15 protein-coding genes are annotated in these 19,092 nt (G+C 38.0%); 13 read left to right on the top strand and 2 right to left on the bottom strand.

The window, feature by feature from the left end; all coding sequences use genetic code 11:
- Positions 1–23 precede the first annotated feature (23 nt).
- The 13 genes from JGH11_RS02030 (at position 24) to JGH11_RS01970 (ending at position 15,318) form a co-directional block, all read left to right on the top strand.
- Positions 24–2,228 carry a penicillin-binding transpeptidase domain-containing protein gene (locus JGH11_RS02030; protein ID WP_201109897.1) on the top strand — a complete coding sequence of 735 codons (2,205 nt, stop codon included), beginning with the start codon at positions 24–26 and terminating at the stop codon, positions 2,226–2,228.
- A gap of 15 nt (positions 2,229–2,243) precedes the next feature.
- The gene (locus JGH11_RS02025) at positions 2,244–3,695 is read left to right on the top strand and encodes a UDP-N-acetylmuramoyl-L-alanyl-D-glutamate--2,6-diaminopimelate ligase (protein WP_201109896.1); all 1,452 of its coding nucleotides are present in this window, start codon (positions 2,244–2,246) and stop codon (positions 3,693–3,695) included.
- Positions 3,696–3,705: 10 nt separating this feature from the next.
- Entirely contained in the window at positions 3,706–4,968 is a 1,263-nt protein-coding gene (mraY, locus tag JGH11_RS02020; RefSeq protein ID WP_201109895.1) for a phospho-N-acetylmuramoyl-pentapeptide-transferase, read from the top strand.
- A 16-nt stretch (positions 4,969–4,984) separates the two neighbouring features.
- Positions 4,985–6,319, top strand: a complete 1,335-nt coding sequence (murD, locus tag JGH11_RS02015; RefSeq protein ID WP_201109928.1) for a UDP-N-acetylmuramoyl-L-alanine--D-glutamate ligase — start codon at positions 4,985–4,987, stop codon at positions 6,317–6,319.
- Positions 6,320–6,325: 6 nt separating this feature from the next.
- Positions 6,326–7,573 (top strand): FtsW/RodA/SpoVE family cell cycle protein, encoded by a 1,248-nt coding sequence (locus JGH11_RS02010; protein WP_201109894.1) that lies wholly within the window; start codon positions 6,326–6,328, stop codon positions 7,571–7,573.
- Positions 7,570–8,685, top strand: a complete 1,116-nt coding sequence (gene murG / locus JGH11_RS02005; RefSeq protein ID WP_201109893.1) for an undecaprenyldiphospho-muramoylpentapeptide beta-N-acetylglucosaminyltransferase — start codon at positions 7,570–7,572, stop codon at positions 8,683–8,685. Before JGH11_RS02010 ends, murG begins: the two co-directional genes overlap by 4 nt.
- Positions 8,678–10,048 carry a UDP-N-acetylmuramate--L-alanine ligase gene (murC, locus tag JGH11_RS02000; protein ID WP_201109892.1) on the top strand — a complete coding sequence of 457 codons (1,371 nt, stop codon included), beginning with the start codon at positions 8,678–8,680 and terminating at the stop codon, positions 10,046–10,048. Before murG ends, murC begins: the two co-directional genes overlap by 8 nt.
- A complete protein-coding gene (locus JGH11_RS01995) occupies positions 10,045–10,779 on the top strand; it encodes a cell division protein FtsQ/DivIB (RefSeq protein ID WP_201109891.1) in 735 nt (244 codons plus the stop codon). The genes murC and JGH11_RS01995 overlap by 4 nt, the downstream gene beginning before the upstream one ends.
- Positions 10,780–10,835: 56 nt before the next feature.
- On the top strand, positions 10,836–12,179 hold the full coding sequence (ftsA, locus tag JGH11_RS01990) for a cell division protein FtsA (protein WP_201109890.1): 1,344 nt from the start codon (positions 10,836–10,838) through the stop codon (positions 12,177–12,179).
- 46 nt (positions 12,180–12,225) lie between these two features.
- Positions 12,226–13,524 (top strand): cell division protein FtsZ, encoded by a 1,299-nt coding sequence (gene ftsZ, locus JGH11_RS01985; RefSeq protein ID WP_201109889.1) that lies wholly within the window; start codon positions 12,226–12,228, stop codon positions 13,522–13,524.
- Positions 13,525–13,544: 20 nt separating this feature from the next.
- On the top strand, positions 13,545–13,997 hold the full coding sequence (locus tag JGH11_RS01980) for a GatB/YqeY domain-containing protein (RefSeq protein ID WP_201109888.1): 453 nt from the start codon (positions 13,545–13,547) through the stop codon (positions 13,995–13,997).
- A gap of 113 nt (positions 13,998–14,110) precedes the next feature.
- Positions 14,111–14,578 (top strand): DUF5034 domain-containing protein, encoded by a 468-nt coding sequence (locus tag JGH11_RS01975; RefSeq protein WP_201109887.1) that lies wholly within the window; start codon positions 14,111–14,113, stop codon positions 14,576–14,578.
- A 2-nt stretch (positions 14,579–14,580) separates the two neighbouring features.
- Positions 14,581–15,318 carry a hypothetical protein gene (locus JGH11_RS01970; RefSeq protein ID WP_201109886.1) on the top strand — a complete coding sequence of 246 codons (738 nt, stop codon included), beginning with the start codon at positions 14,581–14,583 and terminating at the stop codon, positions 15,316–15,318.
- Positions 15,319–15,333: 15 nt separating this feature from the next.
- Here JGH11_RS01970 and mutL read toward each other — a convergent pair whose 3' ends face one another.
- Together mutL and JGH11_RS01960 are read right to left on the bottom strand one after the other, a co-directional pair.
- Entirely contained in the window at positions 15,334–17,172 is a 1,839-nt protein-coding gene (gene mutL / locus JGH11_RS01965) for a DNA mismatch repair endonuclease MutL (protein WP_201109885.1), read from the bottom strand.
- A 13-nt stretch (positions 17,173–17,185) separates the two neighbouring features.
- Positions 17,186–19,054 (bottom strand): OstA-like protein, encoded by a 1,869-nt coding sequence (locus JGH11_RS01960; RefSeq protein ID WP_201109884.1) that lies wholly within the window; start codon positions 19,052–19,054, stop codon positions 17,186–17,188.
- Positions 19,055–19,092: the final 38 nt, after the last annotated feature.

Here is a 19,092-nt window from a genome sequence, read left to right as displayed (position 1 = left end):
CTTGAACTGAGGTAAAATAGAGCATGGCAAAGAAATCTGAAGGGACAACGAAGAACGTAGCGGTCAGCCGATATGGCTGGATTGTCTTTCTTTTGTCTTTTATATTTATAGCGATTATTGTCTGTATCTTTAAGATCAAGTATGCAGAAGGACAAATATGGCGTGAACTAGGGAAACAGGAAACCGTAAAGAAAGATAGGGAAATACGTCCGAACCGTGGTAATATTTATGCAGATGATGGCCGTTTGCTGGCCACAAGTGAACCTTTATATGGTGTATATGTAGACTTTATGTCTGAAGGTATAAAGGGCGATACATTAATGAAATACGTAACTCCGCTTTCTCAGGAGTTGGCAAGAAAATTTCCGGACAGAAGCGCAGCTCAATACAAGCGGGTTATACTTGATGGATGGGAGCTTAGCCGTAAAGAAATAAAAGAGATAGAGCGTAATAGACAGAACGGGTCGAACAAAAAGGTAAAGGTTCGAAGTCGTTATGTACGTATAGTCAGACCCGATATTAACTATGTAGACCTCAAAGAGCTTAAGACATTTCCTTTCTTCAATCAACGTAGTAACAGGAGTGGCTTATTTACTGAAGAAAAGACGATGCGGTTAAAGCCTTTTGGACGTTTAGCTGGTCGCACAGTCGGTTCTATTTTCAAAGATTTCGAGGCTGGAGGTACAAGTGGACTGGAACTGAAATATGATTCGATTCTAAAGGGTCTCCCCGGTCTTAAAACCCGTCAGCGTGTGCAAGGAAGATGGATAGATATTGTATTGGAAGAGCCAGTTGATGGATGGGATATAAAGACGACTCTCAATGTTGATATTCAGGATATGGCAGAGAAGTCTCTGTACAACAAGTTGGTTGAGACTAAAGCCGAATCGGGAGTTGCTATTGTAATGGAAGTTGCTACAGGTGAGATAAAAGCGATCACCAACCTTGATAGAGTATCGGAAGGTGTTTATGCAGAAGGAAATCCCAATGCTTTCTCATACATGTCGGAGCCCGGATCTACATTCAAAACCGTATCTCTTATGGTTGCTCTCGAAGATGGTATTGTTACACCTAATGACTCGGTCTTTGTTGGAAACGGACTATTTGAATATAAAGGCAAAGTGGTGCGTGACCATGACTGGAGAAAAGGACAGGATAAAGGTCGTGTTACGATAGCCAGAGGGATGTATTCATCATTGAATGTGGCTATTGCAAAGATGATATTAAAAGGATACGAGAATGATCCTCAAAAATACGTACAGCGTATTCACGATTTGGGATTGACTAAAAAGATAGAATGGGATGTACCATTGAAAGGAAAAGAAGGTACATCTGTTATACGCTTCCCTGATGATAAGAGCAATCCTTGGTCTAAAACAACACTGCCTTGGATGTCTTTTGGTTATGAAACTCAGGTTCCACCTATTTATATGCTGATGTTTTACAATGGTATAGCAAACAATGGAAAGATGATAAAGCCATTTATTACAAAGGCATTTATGAAAGATGGCAAAATAGAGGAGGAGTTTGAAACCGAAGTAATTAATCCTCAATTGTGTTCAGAAAAAACATTGAATGAGGTCAGGGATATATTAAGGGGCGTTGTTACAGATGGTACCGGAAAAGCTGTTGATTCAGAACTATTCCCTATATCGGGAAAGACGGGTACAGCGATGATCGCCGCGCGTGGAACTTATGAAGGTTATTATGTCTCATTCTGTGGATATTTCCCTTCCGACAAGCCACAATATACATGTTTCGTCGGAATACGCAGACCGGTAGGATCACCATCGGGAGGCTTAATGCCGGGAGCTGTATTTAAAAATATAGCGGAAGGTATTTATACTAAAAATTTAGTGTCTACTCCAGTTGCAGCACCGAAAGATACTGTAAATTCATTAATCCCGAATGTGAAAAACGGATTGTTAAGAAATACAGAGATAGTGTTGAAAAAATTGGATCAATCTTTTACTTTTTCAGGAGGTAAGATAGATTGGATAAAGGCAAGGACGGATTCAGTTTCTAATATTGTGTTAGAAAGTAATACTACTGTACAACAAGGTCTTGTACCAAGTGTTATAGGGATGGGTGCTCGTGATGCTATTTATCTGCTTGAAAATGCAGGATTGAGAGTAAATCTCATTGGATCGGGTAAAGTGAAGCTACAATCTATCTTGGCGGGAAGCCGTATAGTAAGAGGCTCTACAATTACAATAGAATTAAATTAATTAAAGAATACAGATATGAAGTTAAGGGATTTACTAAAAAACATAGATGTAATTGAAATAAAAGGTGAAGAAAATGTAGATGTGACAGGTATCTTCACCGATTCGCGAAAAGCTATTCCAGGCTCTGCTTTTATAGCTCTTAGAGGAGTGCAAGTAGATGGTCATCAATATATAAACAATGCTCTTGATTTAGGTGCAAAGGTTATTATCTTTCAGGATAAAATAGATGTATCAAAAGAAGGGGTGACTTATGTAAAAGTAAAAGATAGTGCAGATGCTGCCGGTAAAGTTGCTACACAGTGGTATGGAGATCCTTCAGCCAAATTAAAATTGGTGGGAGTGACCGGAACCAATGGAAAAACAACTACAGCGACACTACTTTATGAGATGTTCCGTAAATTAGGTTATAAGGTTGGATTATTATCTACTGTGGCTAATTATATAGATGGGGTTGTTTATCATGCAACACACACGACTCCCGATCCACTTGCATTGAATGAGATGCTATCCAAAATGGTGGACGAAGGGTGTGAATTCGCTTTTATGGAGGTTAGTTCTCACGCTATTCATCAGAAGCGGATTAGTGGGCTGAAGTTTGAAGGAGGGATATTTACCAATCTAACTCAAGACCATCTAGATTATCATAAAACGATGGCTGAATATCTCAAAGCCAAGAAAATATTTTTCGATAATCTGCCAGCGGCAGCTTTTGCCCTTACCAATGTAGATGATAAAAATGGGCTTGTGATGCTACAAAACACAAAGGCTAAGCAAAAGACTTATTCGGTACGCACATTAGCCGATTTTAAAGCAAAAATTATCGAAAAACATTTCGATGGTACTGCTATAGACATTAACGGCAAAGAATTACAAGTTCAATTCGTTGGAGTATTTAATGTTTATAACCTGCTTGCAGTATATGCTGCGACAGTTCTTTTAGGGCAGGATTCGGATGAGGCTTTACTTATCCTTAGTACCCTGAAACCTGTATCCGGCCGTTTCGAAACAATACGCTCTACCGAGAATGTTACGGCTATTGTAGATTATGCCCATACTCCCGATGCGTTGACTAATGTGCTTGAAGCTATACATGAAGTACTCGATGGAAATGGCAGAGTTATTACAGTTGTAGGATGTGGAGGTAACAGAGATAAGACAAAACGACCTATTATGGCTCGTGAAGCCGTACGTTTGAGCGATCAGGTTATACTGACCTCAGATAATCCACGGTTCGAGGAACCTCAGGCTATTATCAATGATATGGCTGATGGCCTGAACAGTCAGCAAATGAAGAAAACGTTACTCATAGTTGAGCGTGAGCAGGCTATTAAAACGGCTTGTACTTTGGCTAAGGAGGGAGATGTGATTCTTATTGCCGGTAAAGGACATGAAGACTATCAGGATGTAAAAGGGGTTAAGCATCATTTCGATGATCGCGAGATTGTAAGAAGTATTTTTGGAGAATAAAAAAAAAGAGATGTTGTATTATCTATTCGACTATTTAGATCAGTTAGATTTTCCCGGAGCGGGGATGTTCAGATATGTGTCTTTTCGTGCTGCAATAGCATTAGTTTTGTCTTTACTTATTTCAACCATAATAGGGCGCCGTATTATCGACAAATTACAAAAGTTACAAATTGGAGAAGTTGTAAGAAATTTAGGATTGGAAGGACAGCTTAGTAAAAAGGGAACTCCTACAATGGGTGGAATTATCATTATTATATCCATTCTTGTTCCTGTTTTGCTTCTGGCCCGGTTGGATAATGTATATATTATTTTGATGCTCATTACTACTGTTTGGTTAGGAGTTTTGGGCTTTTTGGACGATTATATTAAAGTCTTTAAAAAAGATAAAGAGGGATTGCATGGTAAGTTCAAGATAATTGCACAGATTGGATTGGGTCTTATTGTAGGGATGACTCTTTATTTGAGCCCGGATGTTATTATTCGTGAGAATATCGAATTTCGTAATTCTGACGATATAATAGAACGTGTAAGTTATGTTGCCGAGGGGGTAAAATCGACTCAGACAACTATCCCTTTTATGAAAAATAACAACCTCGATTATGAAGATCTTGTTTCTTTCATGGGCGATTATGCCGAACCGGCAGCATGGATATTATTTGTTATGATAGTGATATTTATTGTAACTGCAGTTTCAAATGGAGCAAATCTGACTGATGGACTTGACGGACTTGCGGCCGGAAGTTCTGCCATAATAGGTGTCACATTAGGTATATTAGCGTATGTGTCAGGACATATGGAATTTGCATCCTATCTTAATATTATGTTTATACCTGGTAGTCAGGAGCTTGTTATATTTGCCTCTGCTTTTATTGGAGCAACAGTCGGATTCTTATGGTATAACGCATTTCCGGCCCAAGTATTTATGGGCGATACAGGGAGTTTAACATTGGGAGGTATTATTGGCGTATTCGCTGTTATTATTCATAAAGAATTATTATTGCCTATATTATGTGGAATATTTTTCGTAGAAAGTCTTTCTGTTATGATACAGGTATTCTACTTTAAGGTAACTAAGAAGAAATATGGAGAGGGTCGTCGTGTTTTCAAAATGACTCCTTTGCATCATCATTTCCAGAAAGCAGGAAACTCTGGGATACAAGCTTTATTTCAGAATCCGATGAGAGCTATACCCGAGTCCAAAATAGTTGTACGTTTTTGGATTATTGGTATTATACTGGCAGTAGTCACATTGGCAACTTTGAAAATGCGATAAAACGAATTTATATATGATGAACAAGATAATTATTTTAGGAGGAGGCGAAAGCGGTGTCGGCTCAGCTATACTTGCACAAGCTAAAGGATTCGATGTTTTTTTATCGGATAGCGGAACCTTGCAGGATAAGTATAAGGCCGAGCTCAATCAGTATGGTATTCCTTTCGAAGAGGGAGGACATACTGAGGACCTTGTTTTAGCTGCATCCGAAATAGTAAAAAGTCCGGGAATACCCAACTATGCACCTCTTGTTCATCAGGCAATGGAGAAGGGAATTCCTGTGTTATCCGAGATGGAATTTGCGAAAAGGTATACTTCTGCCAAGATGATTTGTATCACGGGGAGTAACGGAAAGACTACAACTACTAGTTTAATATATCATATACTGAAATCGGCTGGTTTAAATGTGGGGCTTGGAGGTAATATAGGTAAGAGTTTTGCTCGTCAGGTAGCTGAGAATAATTACGACTATTATGTTCTCGAACTGAGTAGTTTTCAGCTCGAAAATATGTATTCATTCAAAGCTGATATTGCGATCCTTTTGAACATTACACCAGATCATCTGGATAGGTATGATCATGATATACAGAAGTATATAGATGCGAAAATGCGTATAGCTCAGAATCAGACAGAATCAGACGCTTTCATTTTCTGGGAAGAGGATCCTATTGTAAGTAAAGAGATAAAGAAACTGGTATCGAAGGGAAAACAATATACATTTGCCGAACACAAGGTAGGTAATGCGATTGCTTATCTTAATGATCATGAAATAGATATTAATACGCCTAATTCTGCATTTATTATGGAACAGGATTTATTGGCTCTCGAAGGTTTACATAACCTATATAATTCGTTAGCATCAGGAATAGCTGCTAAGTTGTTGGATATAACAGATGAAAATCTTCGCCATTCGTTGAGCGATTTTCAGGGGGTAGAACATCGTCTGGAAAAGGTAGCTAAGGTAAGGGGGATACAGTTTATAAACGACTCTAAGGCAACGAATGTAAACTCATGTTGGTATGCTCTGCAAAGTGTAAAAACGAAAGTAGTTCTTATCCTTGGTGGAACAGACAAGGGAAATGATTATACTGAAATAGAGCAGTTGGTGAAAGATAAGGTACGTGCTTTGGTATTTCTTGGAGTAGATAACAGCAAGCTTCATAAATTCTTTGATGGTAAAATAGCTAAGATAGAAGATGTGCAATCTATGAAAGATGCCGTAGAGAAAGCATATGAATTGGCTGAAGAAGGAGATACGGTATTACTTTCTCCTTGTTGTGCAAGCTTCGATCTCTTCAAAAATTATGAAGATAGAGGCAATCAATTTAAAGAATGTGTCAGAAAATTGTAATCAGATATGGAATTCAATTTTTTAGGAAGGGCATTTAAGGGCGATAAAGTTATATGGTGCATATTTATAGCACTATGTATTATCTCCTTGCTTGAGGTCTTTAGTGCCACAAGTACTATTGCTTATCGTCAGCATAGCCATTGGGCGCCTATATTACGCCATGCAGCATTCTTGTTGATCGGATTTGCAGTTGTTATGTTTTTGCAACGAATACCCAGTCGTTTCTTCTCAGTACTATTGCTCGGATTGCCAATCTCTGCAATACTACTAGTAATAACGATGTTTATGGGAGAAGATGTAAATGGTGCACAGCGCTGGCTAGGAATAGGTGCTTTTACAATACAGCCATCCGAATTTGCTAAAATTTCGGCTATTGGCTTCGTCGCATTCTTCTTAAGTAAAATGAAGCCGGAGAATGAAAACTTTATTTTTAAGTTATTAATAATAGGGATAGGAGGGCTTTGTATTCTAATTGCTCCTGAAAATTTATCTACAGCATGTCTCCTGTTTGGGGTTTGTTTCCTGATGATGTTTATTGGGCAGGTAAGCCTTAAGAAACTAGGTATGCTTGCTCTTGTTGGTATAGGGGCAATTCTTCTTTTGTTTGGAAGCTTAACTCTATTACCTGACTCCTTCGCGAAAGAATATTTACCTGATCGCCTGACTACATGGAAGAATCGTATAGAAAGGCACTCGGATGAAGATCAAGCTTCAATATTTGATAAAAAAGAAGACGGCTCAATTGCGTATAAGATAACGGATGAGAACTATCAGGTATCTCATGCTAAAATCGCGATTGCAAATGGGGGAGTAATAGGGCTTCCTGGCAGTGGAACAGAAAGAGATTTCTTGCCACAAGCTTATTCAGACTTTATTTTTGCTATAATTCTGGAGGAAATGGGTCTATTAGGAGGTCTTTTTGTATTGTTGTTATACGTTGCATTAATGATTAGGTGTGGAGTTTTAGCCTCGAAGTGTGAGAAAAAATTTCCTCGTTATCTTATTCTAGGAGCAGGACTTATTCTTACTATACAGGCTATTGCAAATATGGCTGTAGCTGTGAATCTAATCCCTGTAACAGGACAACCCTTACCTTTGGTTAGCCGTGGAGGAACATCGACGATCATTACTTGCGCTTACTTTGGTATTATTTTGGCTTGTTCCTCCAAACTTAATGACTCGGATCATGAAGATGTGGATGAAAGTATAGCTAATGTGGATTTTGAAACATTTGATGGAATAACTCAAGAATGAAAAAGCTGAAAGTAATTATAAGTGGAGGAGGTACAGGCGGACATATATTTCCGGCAGTAGCTATTGCCGATGCTATAAAGAGACGATACCCCGAGTCTGATATTCTTTTTGTAGGTGCGGAGGGACGTATGGAAATGGAAAAAGTACCGGCTGCCGGCTATAAAATTATTGGGCTTCAAGTAGCCGGGCTGAACCGAAAAAATCCGTTTAAGAATATATCTACAATCTGGAAATTTAAGAAGAGTCTGAGCAAAGCAAAAAAGATACTCAAAGATTTCACCCCTGATATTGTAATTGGTGTAGGAGGATATGTTAGTGGCTCTGTGTTATATAAAGCCAGTTTAATGGGTGTACCTACTTTGATACAAGAACAAAACTCTTATGCAGGTATTACCAATAAATTTCTTGGAAAGAAAGCTTCTAAAATATGCGTTGCTTATGAAGGGATGGAACGTTTCTTCCCAAAGGAAAAAATTGTAATTACAGGTAATCCTTGCCGCGAAGAATTATTATCGTCTTCTATAACAAAAGAGGAAGCATATACAGAATTTGGTCTGGATCCGTCAAAAAAAACAATTCTACTAATTGGAGGTAGCTTAGGATCTGCAACTCTAAACAAAAGTATACTTAACCATATCGAATCTATTAATCAGCAAAATATACAATTGATATGGCAATGTGGTAAATTATATTCTTTTGAATTGAATATGGATTTGGCTGCGAAAGGGAATCCTAAAGATATTCATGTGTTTGAATTTATTTCTAGAATGGATTTAGCATACAAAGCCGCAGATTTGGTTATTTCGCGTGCAGGAGCGAGCTCTATATCAGAGCTTAGCCTGCTAGGTAAGCCTGTTATTCTAGTGCCTTCTCCTAATGTTTCGGAGGATCATCAGACTAAAAATGCAATGGCCCTTGTAAATAAGGATGCTGCTATATTAATAAAGGATAATGAGGCTGTTAGCAAATTAGTGCCAACAGCACTGGGAATCATCAAGGATAGTGAGAAATTGAATAGTCTATCCGAAAATATACTAAAAATGGCTCAACTCAATTCTGCAAATAGGATTGTAGATGAGGTAATGAAATTGATCATAAAAAAGGATGAATAATATACAGTCAATATATTTTATTGGAATAGGTGGGATAGGAATGAGTAACTTAGCACGCTATTTCATGCTGAAAGGTAAAAAAGTAGCGGGTTATGATCGTACAGAGACTCCTCTTACCAAACAATTGGTAAAAGAAGGAGCTGATATCCATTATACAGATGATGTTAGTCTTATTCCGGATTATTGTAAAGATAAAGCTAACACAATGGTTGTGTATACTCCGGCTGTACCTTCTAGTAATGAAGAAGTAAAATTTTTTCATGAACGCAATTTTGATATTCAGAAGAGAGCTCAGGTGTTAGGCACTATAACCCAATCAAGCAAAGCTCTTTGTTGTGCCGGAACACATGGTAAAACTACTACGTCAAGCATGTTGGCGCATATACTAAAACAATCTCATTTAGATTGTAATGCTTTTCTTGGAGGAATATTGAAAAACTACAATAGTAATCTTATGCTTTCCGATAAGAGTGAATTTACTGTTATTGAAGCAGACGAGTACGATCGCTCCTTCCATTGGTTACATCCATATATGGCATTGATTACTTCTGTCGATCCCGATCATTTGGACATTTATGGGACAGAAGAGGAGTATTTGAGAAGTTTTGAGAAATTTACGAGTCTTATTCAACCGGGTGGGGCCTTGGTCGTGAAGCATAATATTAAGTTATCTCCTAAAGTCTCAAATGGAGTGAGAGTATATACCTATTCGATCGATAAAGGAGACTTCCATGCTGAAAATATTAAAATAGGCAATGGTGAAATTCGTTTCGATTTTATAACGCCAAAAGAAAGAATTGACAATATACAGCTTGGTGTTCCTATAAAAATAAATATTGAAAACGGAATTGGCTCTATGGCCCTAGCTTGGCTAAACGGAGCCACAGCAGAAGAACTACGTCGTGCTATGTCTACATTTCTGGGGGCAAAGAGGCGTTTCGACTTTTTGTTAAAGTCAGATAAGGTGGTTATGATCGATGACTATGCGCATCATCCACAGGAATTGGCTGCTAGCATAACATCTGTAAAAGAATTATATCCTGATCGTAAAGTGACCGGTGTATTTCAGCCTCATTTATATAGTAGGACTAAAGATTTTGCATCTGAATTTGCTCAAAGCCTTTCATTGCTTGACCAGCTTATTCTGTTGGATATTTATCCTGCAAGAGAGAAGCCGATCGAAGGGGTTACATCAAAAATAATATTCGATAAGGTAACTTGTCCTAAAATATTGTGTAACAAGGAAGATTTATTACCTTTATTGGAAAAGACAAATGATATTGAGGTTCTGTTGACCATAGGGGCCGGAGATATAGATCAGCTACTTGAACCGATAAAAGAGATATTGGAGCAAAGATTATGAAAAAAGTATTAGTCATCACCGGGATATGTCTGATTGCAGGATATCTGATTTTTTCGGTTTTCTATTTTCAGGGAAAACCCAAAGATGGCATATGTACTAGCTTTGAGGTTGAAGTGAAGAACGGAACGACTGATGAGCAGTTTGTAGATACGGAAGACATTGCAAAGTATGTAAAAGAGAAAGGATTGGATCCTACAGGCAAGCAGATTAAAGACATAAACACGAACGAAATAGAGGAGGCTATTTTAACGAACCAGCTGGTAAAGAAAGCCAATGTATTTGTTACAAATAATAACGCTATCAGAGTATCTATTGAAGAGCGTAAACCTGTATTAAGAATTATTAGCAGTACTGGAGGAAATTATTATATAGACGATGAAGGTAATAAAATGCCTCTATCTAAGTATTTTACCGCCTATTTGCCTGTGGCAACAGGTGCGATAAAAGAAGACTTTGCAAAGACGGATTTATACAAATTTGCACTATTTTTGCATAGTGATAAATTCTGGAATGCACAAATTGAACAAATTATAGTTTTGCCCGGCCAGGATATAGAGTTGATACCACGTGTGGGAGAGCATCGCATTGTATTAGGTAAACTCAATGGATATAAAGAGAGACTGGATAAATTATTAGCTTTCTACGAGAATGGGCTTAATGAAACAGGGTGGAATAAGTATTCCATTATAAATTTGAAATTTGACAAACAAGTTGTTTGTACAAAACGTTAGATAAGAGTAGGGATTTAATTGGTTCACTCCGAATCGATTTATAAAGGTAAAGATATATGGAGCAATCAGGTTTTATAGTAGGTATCGATCTCGGTACTTCCAATATAGTAGGAGTACTCGGTCGTAAAAATGAACAGGGTGTAATTTCCATCCTTGCATCGGAAATTATATCTTCCGATTCGTGTGTGAAATACGGTGTAATTTACAATATAGATGAGGCGGCTGGTAAGATAAAGAAACTTATAAGTCTCCTTGAAAATAAAACAGGGAAAAAAATAGGAAAAGCTTATGTTTCTGTTGCAGGTAAATCACTTCGTGCGGTAGAACATGCTGAAGTAAAACTTCTGGATGGATTTACTCCTATTACTTTCGCCGTTCTTGATAATATGGAGCAACAAGCAAAGTTGAATAAACCGGATTTCTTTACCAATTATAGTGTCCTTGCTCCCGAATACTATCTGGATGGAAAGTATGAAGAAGATCCTATTGATAAAACTGCGTCCTCTATCGAAGGGCGTTATCGTTTGGTTATAGGGCGTCCTAATATAAAAGCTAATCTGACTAAAAGCATAGCAGATAAGTCGCACGTGGAGATTGCCGGATTTATTGTTGGGCCTGTAGCCGCAGGAGCGTTAGTCTTAGACGAGAATGATAGGCAGGCTGGTTGCGCACTTATCGACTTTGGAGCCGGAACCACCACATTGTCTATATACAAAGGAGGATTGTTGCGCTATATGTCAGTAATCCCTTTTGGAGGCCGTACTATAACAAAAGATGTACAGGAGCTTGGTTTTGTGTTTGATTCGGCCGAAGCTTATAAAATCCGTTATGGAAAGCTTGGCAAGGATAAGAATAAAGCAGCAGGTGAGGTGTCTCCTGATGTAGATCTTAGAGAGTTAAACAAAGTAATCCAGCTTCGTCAGGATGAAATAATACTGAATGTAATAAATCAGATAAAAGAGTCGGGGTATGGCGACCAATTGGATGCAGGTATTATTATGATAGGTGGAGCATCTCAGATGAGTGGGCTAGTTGATCATTTGGCTGAGAAATCTCAACTTCCTGTAAAACGTGCTGTAGCAAAACGTGTGTATATAAACAATGCTGCAGAATTGCTCCAAAATCCATTTTATACCCAAGCATTAAGCCTTCTTTTGTTTGCGAACGAAAATTGCGAACGAAAAGAAGTAATAGCTCCTATTGTTGAGCCGGTTTATGTTGCGCCTACACCGCCACCTGTCGCTCAACCAATACAGCCGGAATCCGAAGAAGAGGAAGAAAGAGAAACTAAAAAACATAAAAAGGAAAAGAAGCATAAAGACGGTAAACAAACTACTTTGTTTGGCTTTTTTGAAAAAATTCAGAATTTTGGAGGAACGATGTTCAATGATGAAGAATAATTCCTTGATTTTCCTCTTTTAAATGTACAAACAAACAACCTAAAATATGGACGAAAAAATATTGGATTTCCAATTTCCCAGAAAGACCCAAACAATTATAAAAGTAATTGGCGTAGGAGGCGGTGGTGGTAATGCCGTGAATCATATGTACAATGAAGGAATTCACGATGTGTCGTTTGCTTTGTGTAATACCGATAATCAGGCTCTTTGTGAATCTCCGGTCGAAACCCGTGTTCAATTGGGGCGAAAGACAACTGAAGGTCTTGGAGCAGGCAACCGTCCCGAAGTAGCTTCGGCTGCTGCAGAAGAAAGCAGAGAAGACCTAGAGAAACTACTTAGCGATGGTACTCGTATGGTATTCATAACGGCTGGTATGGGTGGTGGAACCGGAACCGGAGCTGCACCTGTTGTTGCCCGCATAGCAAAAGATTTGGGTATTCTGACAGTTGGTATTGTTACTATTCCGTTCGTATTTGAAGGACGAAAAAAGATTATTCAAGCTCTGCGAGGAGTAGAAGATATAGCAAAGAATGTAGATGCTTTACTTGTTATTAATAATGAAAGGCTAATTGATATTTACGCCGATCTTACCATTCCAAATGCTTTTGCTAAAGCTGATGATACATTGACTATTGCAGCAAAAGGAATAGCAGAGATAATAACTGTACATGGACATATAAATCTGGACTTTGCCGATGTGAAAACAATACTCAAAGATGGTGGTGTAGCCATTATGAGTAGCGGATACGGAGAAGGTGAAAATAGAGTGGAAGATGCAATTGTTAATGCATTACATTCGCCATTACTGAATAATAACGACGTATTCGACGCTAAGAAAATCTTATTCAATATCTATTCCAGTGAGGAGAACCCTCTTATTGTGGAAGAAATGGAAGCTGTTGCCAATTTTATGAAACGATTTGGCCCGGAAATAGAAGTTATATGGGGTACGGCAACTGACAAAAAACTTACTGATAAAGTGAAGATTACTCTTCTTGCAACAGGTTTTGGCATGTCGAGTATTCCCGGTATCGATGAACATTATCGTGAGCTTACCGAAGAGGAAGAGTATCTGGAAGAAGAACGATTACGAAAAGAGGAAGAGGAGAAACGCCGTATTAACGAAATGATAGAAAAGCATTACGGTAAAGACGGTGTGCAAACAATGGCCGTAAAAACCTCCTTCTTTAGCCCTAAGCCAATAATCCTTTCTACTGATGAACTGGATGATGATAAGATTGTAGATGCACTTGAGAATACTCCTGTATTTAAGCGTGACGAGAAGTTTAATCCAAGTGAATATAAGCCGGAGGCTAAGAAGCCAGGAGGCCTTTTTAACGAATAAACAAATTTATTATATAAATTATGAACTTATTTGATAAAGTTAGTGAAGATATTAAGGACGCAATGCGTGCGAAAGACAAGGTGAAATTAGAAGCATTGCGTGGTATGAAGAAAGAGTTTATTGAGGCTAAAACTGCGAAAGGAGCGAATGATGAGCTTTCGGATGAGGCTGCGATTCAAATCCTTCAAAAGATGGCCAAACAGCGTCGCGACAGTGCTGAAATATACACAGGACAAAATCGTCCGGATTTGGCAGAGAAGGAATTAGCCGAATTGGCAGTGATTGAGACTTATTTACCAAAGCAATTATCGCAAGACGAACTGGATGTTAAGATCGCAGATATTATAGCGCAAGTGGGTGCCTCTTCTCCTGCTGATATGGGTAAGGTAATGGGAGTTGCAACTAAAGCTCTTGCCGGACTTGCAGCTGGGAAAGCTATTTCCGAAACTGTAAAGAAGCTACTGAGCAAGTAAATTTTCTGAAAATATATACAAAAGCAAGATATAATAATTATCTTGCTTTTTCGTTTTTATACTATAACCTTCTATTTCTAAGAGATTTATTAAACACAAAATTAATCAATACTATGAGACTTATTATTAGTTTATTACTTTCGGTTATCCTTATATTGAATACAGCAATGAAATGTGATGAGGATTATTCAGATCCTATAAATGTAAATCTTATTGGTTTAGAGATATATAATGTTAATAATGAAGGGCAGTATCCAATTATATCTGATGAACCTATAAAGAAAGAAGCTTATATGATAGGAGTGAAGCAATTGACCGATGGGGATGAGCCCCGCTATTATCAGCTTGTAGAACAGATAGAGACAAAAACAATATCATGTGATATAGATATCGATCATGAACATCCTGCCGGAAGTGATATTACAGATTTCTTTATAAGAACCAGCTACAAGCCTCATGATCTTACATATTCGTATGTGTTGCGAAAGGAGATTCCTGCCGGAACCTATTCTTTCAAAGTTATTGTAACGACGGCAAATCAGGTTTTTGAGTCTCAAACTACACCAATAGATCTTTATTAAATATGAGGAAGATATTTTTATTAGCTACACTTTGTGTATGTTTGGGCTCTCAGGCTCAGAATAAAAGAGTATGGTTGGATGCAGAGGTTGAACAAAATTTCAGACTTAACAATTGGTTCGATAATACTGAGATTAATAAAGGCATGGGATATGCCAGCTCTACTGATCTAAAAGCTCGGTTCAGTTGGCGATGCTACCAAAATATAGGGATCTATTCAGATTTGTCCATAGCTGCATATCATGGAGAAAACAGATATAATCCTACAGATATTCTTAATGAGTTCGAATTAAGTAATTACTATATAAGAGACGTTTATTCATGGGGAGGAGAAGATGTTTGTACAAAAATGTCTTTCGGCTTATTTTATAAGTTTCAATTAAAAAAAATAGATTTGATTCCCCGTTTAGGAATTGGTTTTGAAAGTTTAATTACTACATCAGCAAGTAATATATTGAAGAAGAAGGGAAGCAATGATATGTATACAATTTCTTATGATTGGGATATTAAGGATACTCCCCTTCAATTCGCTTCTTTAGAACTATCATCATCTTATAGAATATCGAGAATAACCAGTTTAATCTTTGGACTAAGTTATCGCTATCGCTTTTCAAAACCTGAGTTTAAGTCAATGGCTTATGATTATTACGATAGATCCCTTATTAATGATATACATATAAAAGGCAATAATACATCTACTATAGGTGTAAGTCTAGGTGTATCTTTTGGTTGGGGGAGATAAAAGACATCTTTTGTCTTATCTGAACATCTTTTCTATAACATCATCTTCCAATAGAGAGATAATTGTCCTACCATCAGGAGTATGTTTATGGGCAGGAGATGCAAATAACTGATCTACAATCTTGTTCATCTCCTCATCTGACAGACGGTGTCCATATCGGATCGCTGCTGCATTCGCCATTGATAAAGCTAATGACTCTTGTATTTCATCTTTTACATCGCTACCGGTTTCCACACTCTTACTGATCATATTGTGGACAAGTTGCACTGGGTTTACATTCGTGATTTCTGACGGAGTTCCATTTATTGCATAGGCGTTGTTCCCTAAATTACTTAGGTCAAAACCTACAGCCTCTAAATCCTCCATAAGATACGGGATCATTGATGCTTCTGATGGGGATAACTCGATTATTTCCGGAAATAAGGCTCGCTGAGATATTCCACGTTTTTGTCTTATTTGATTTAGAAATTGGTCAAATAATATACGGACGTGTGCTCTATGCTGATCTATAAGCATGAGGCCTGATTTTACAGAAGTGAGAATATATTTGTTTTTGTACTGATAATGTATAACCATGTCGGTTACAGTAGAAGGTTGCTGCTGCTCCAGAGTTTCAGGCTGATTAAAAAGACTTATATCTTCATGTTTTTCTGTTACATCCAAGCTACCCTTATCTTTCTCAAAACCTTTGTAGAATTGTTCCCAGTCATGGTTCGGACGCTGATAATTTGTTCCTGATGTAGGACCCTTAAATGGATTGTAAGACGGGTTAATATTTACTCTGGGCTGTCCTACGTTTTTAGATGGGTCGTGAATAGGGATGTCAATAGCATCGGCAGTATCGAAATCGATAGTAGGAACCTCGTTAAACTTACCTAAGGCTTCTTTTACCGCAGCCGATAATATTTGCCAGATAGGCTGTTCGTTCTCGAACTTGATTTCAGTCTTAGTCGGATGGATATTTACATCGATTGTATCCGGCTCAACTTCAAAATATATAAAATAGTTGGGACTTTCTCCTGATGGTATCAAAGGATCGAATGCAGAAGTTACAGCCTTATTGAAATAAGGATGTCGCATGTACCGTCCATTAACGAAAAAATATTGTAAAGCTCTTGTTTTACGCGCCGATTCAGGCTTTCCTACAAATCCTTTTATTTTTGCTAGCGATGTTTCTATATCAAGCGTTATAAGTTGTTGGTTAAAGTTCTTTCCTACAACATTTACAATACGTTGGCGAAGGTTGCTCACCGGATATCTGAGAACTTCTATATCATTATCTATAAACGAGAACTCTATTTCAGGATTAACCAGTACAATGCGCTCTAGTTCGGTTAATATATTCCTGCGTTCGGTATCGTTCGATTTAAGAAACTTACGTCGGGCAGGAACATTGAAGAATATATTTTTGACAGAAAAGTTACTCCCAATAGGGCATGCGATATATTCCTGAGACTCGACTCTCGATCCGGATATCTGAAGTGATGTACCTAGTTCGTCTTCCTTTGTGCGGGTACGCAAATCTATCTGAGCGATAGCAGCAATAGAAGGCAGAGCTTCTCCTCTAAAGCCCATTGTACGTAAGGCAAACAAATCATCTGCTGATTTTATTTTCGATGTTGCATGTCGTTCAAATGCCATACGCGAGTCTGTGGCAGACATCCCTTTACCATTATCAATAACCTGAATTAGTGTGCGTCCGGCATCTTTAATTATAATTTGTATGCTGTCGGCTCCTGCATCAATGGCATTTTCCACTAGTTCCTTTACTACAGATGAGGGGCGTTGGATAACCTCTCCTGCAGCTATCTGATTGGCTATGGAATCGGGTAAAAGATGTATTATATCGCTCATTTGTTCTTGCTAGTTATTCTTCTCTATCGAAAATGGAGGAGCGCTTAGGCTTCATGTCCGTTGCTTTTTTCGATGCTTTACGGAATATATCGAATCTGTCTACCGGCCTTAAATAATCATACCAATAGAAATCTGTTAGTTTTAATTGTGTTGGAGTCACCAGCTTAAAAGGGGTTGTTTTTCCTGTCGATTTGGGCCAGGTTACTAACTTCTTGAACTTTCCGTCATCCATAAATATTTGGAGATAACTACTTTCAAGCCAATTTAATACTCCATTTAGCGATCCATCTCGTTCTTCAGGGTAAGAAATTGTCTCCACATTGCCTTCAGCAAGTACTCGTTTTGCCTTTTTGTTTTCGAAGAAAACTTTCAAGGATCTGCTTTTTAATTGATTATAATGAATAGAATCCTTTTCCTCTATTGAAAAAGCATATCGTTTTACATGCATATAATCGATAGTGCTATCATTCATAAATATGTCGATTGTATCTCCTGTCAGCTGTCTATTCGTATTCCATAATATAGGATCTCGATACATATGAATAATAGAGTCTTTGCCACTGAATTGCAGAGAGTCACACACTCCTTGCATATCTGAACGATAAAATCTGACTCCGTAATATGCCTTTATTAGTCTATAACTATTTTTTGCGGTGTCGCTATCTAGTTGGGGAGATGCCGGAGTAAAAACAGGTAATGTATCACCCGTTAATCGGCGTCTGTCATAAAACGAAGTATCCCCCAGTATTGGCTCTATATGCACAGAGTCTACCAGTGTGGAGTCAGTAACTTCAGGTACGATTTTTGACAAGGACTTATTCGGTTTAGTTTTAAGCGTATCTGTTACTGTAATTAATCGTAAGGTATCGGCATGTATGTAGAGACTGTCACCCTGCGAATATTCTATAGCATAAGCAGAGTCTGTGGCCAAAGCCGAATTTTCTATCTGATTATAGTAACCATAGTTGCCTATCAGGATGACTTGTTTGGCTGTATCTTGTAGAAACATATTGCCAAATACTTCACCATACCCTAATGACTTATAGTAGAAAATAGAATCGCCACGCAGGAATTGGTTTCCTTCTTTATTTATAATAGTAGATTGGTCGAGTAAAAGAGACTCTTCTGTATCGGTATTGTACCACCCGTTACTTGTATGTATTACGCCACTATCAGATACAATTTGCGTAGGAGTGGTAAAAATGGCGGTTTTATTATTTGTATTGTATTTAAGTTTATCAGAATACAATGTAAAGTTAGGGTTCTTCAGAATTACGCTGTCCCTGAATGTTGCAATGCGTATGTTGGGTTCGTACTGTCCCCAATACGAAGTAAGTTCGTTTAGGGAATCGACAAGCATTCCGCCATCGAAGTAATATCCAAGATTCATTGCACGGTCGTAATTGAGACTATCGGTGAATAGAGTAATTGGATTTCTTTTACTTTTTGGAGAGTGTTCCAGACTTACATTTTCGCGAACTTTCACCAATTTCGTGTTACCATCATAATGCATATATTTTCCATATAAGAAAAGGGTGTCTCCTTGCTCCATACGGACGTTGCTGAATGCTTCGAATGTATTTTGTTTTTGGTTGTAATATGCGCTATCGCAGTAAAGGTATGCTCCATCATGTAGAAATATAACACTATCTTTCAGTATGTCTGCATCGAAATTAGAGCGATGTAGATATCTGTTGGCATTGACAATCTCGATAACTTTTGTATTTCCCTTCGTGGAGGATTGTTGTTTCTTTGGCTCTTGCGGTTTTTGAGGCACTTGAGTTATATCAACATTCAGCTGAGGTGAAAGCATCGTTTGAGCCGAAGCATAAAGAGCAATGAGGCATAGAACACTCACTAGAGGAATCCTATGCCTTTGCATCAAATATTTTATGGTCTTATTAAGCACGTGTCTGTTAT

The sequence above is a fragment of the Dysgonomonas sp. Marseille-P4677 genome (assembly GCF_016652235.1).
Taxonomy (GTDB): Bacteria; Bacteroidota; Bacteroidia; order Bacteroidales; family Dysgonomonadaceae; genus Dysgonomonas.
The sequence above is the reverse complement of the archived record's forward strand: the minus strand, read 5'-3'. Positions and strand labels throughout refer to the sequence as shown.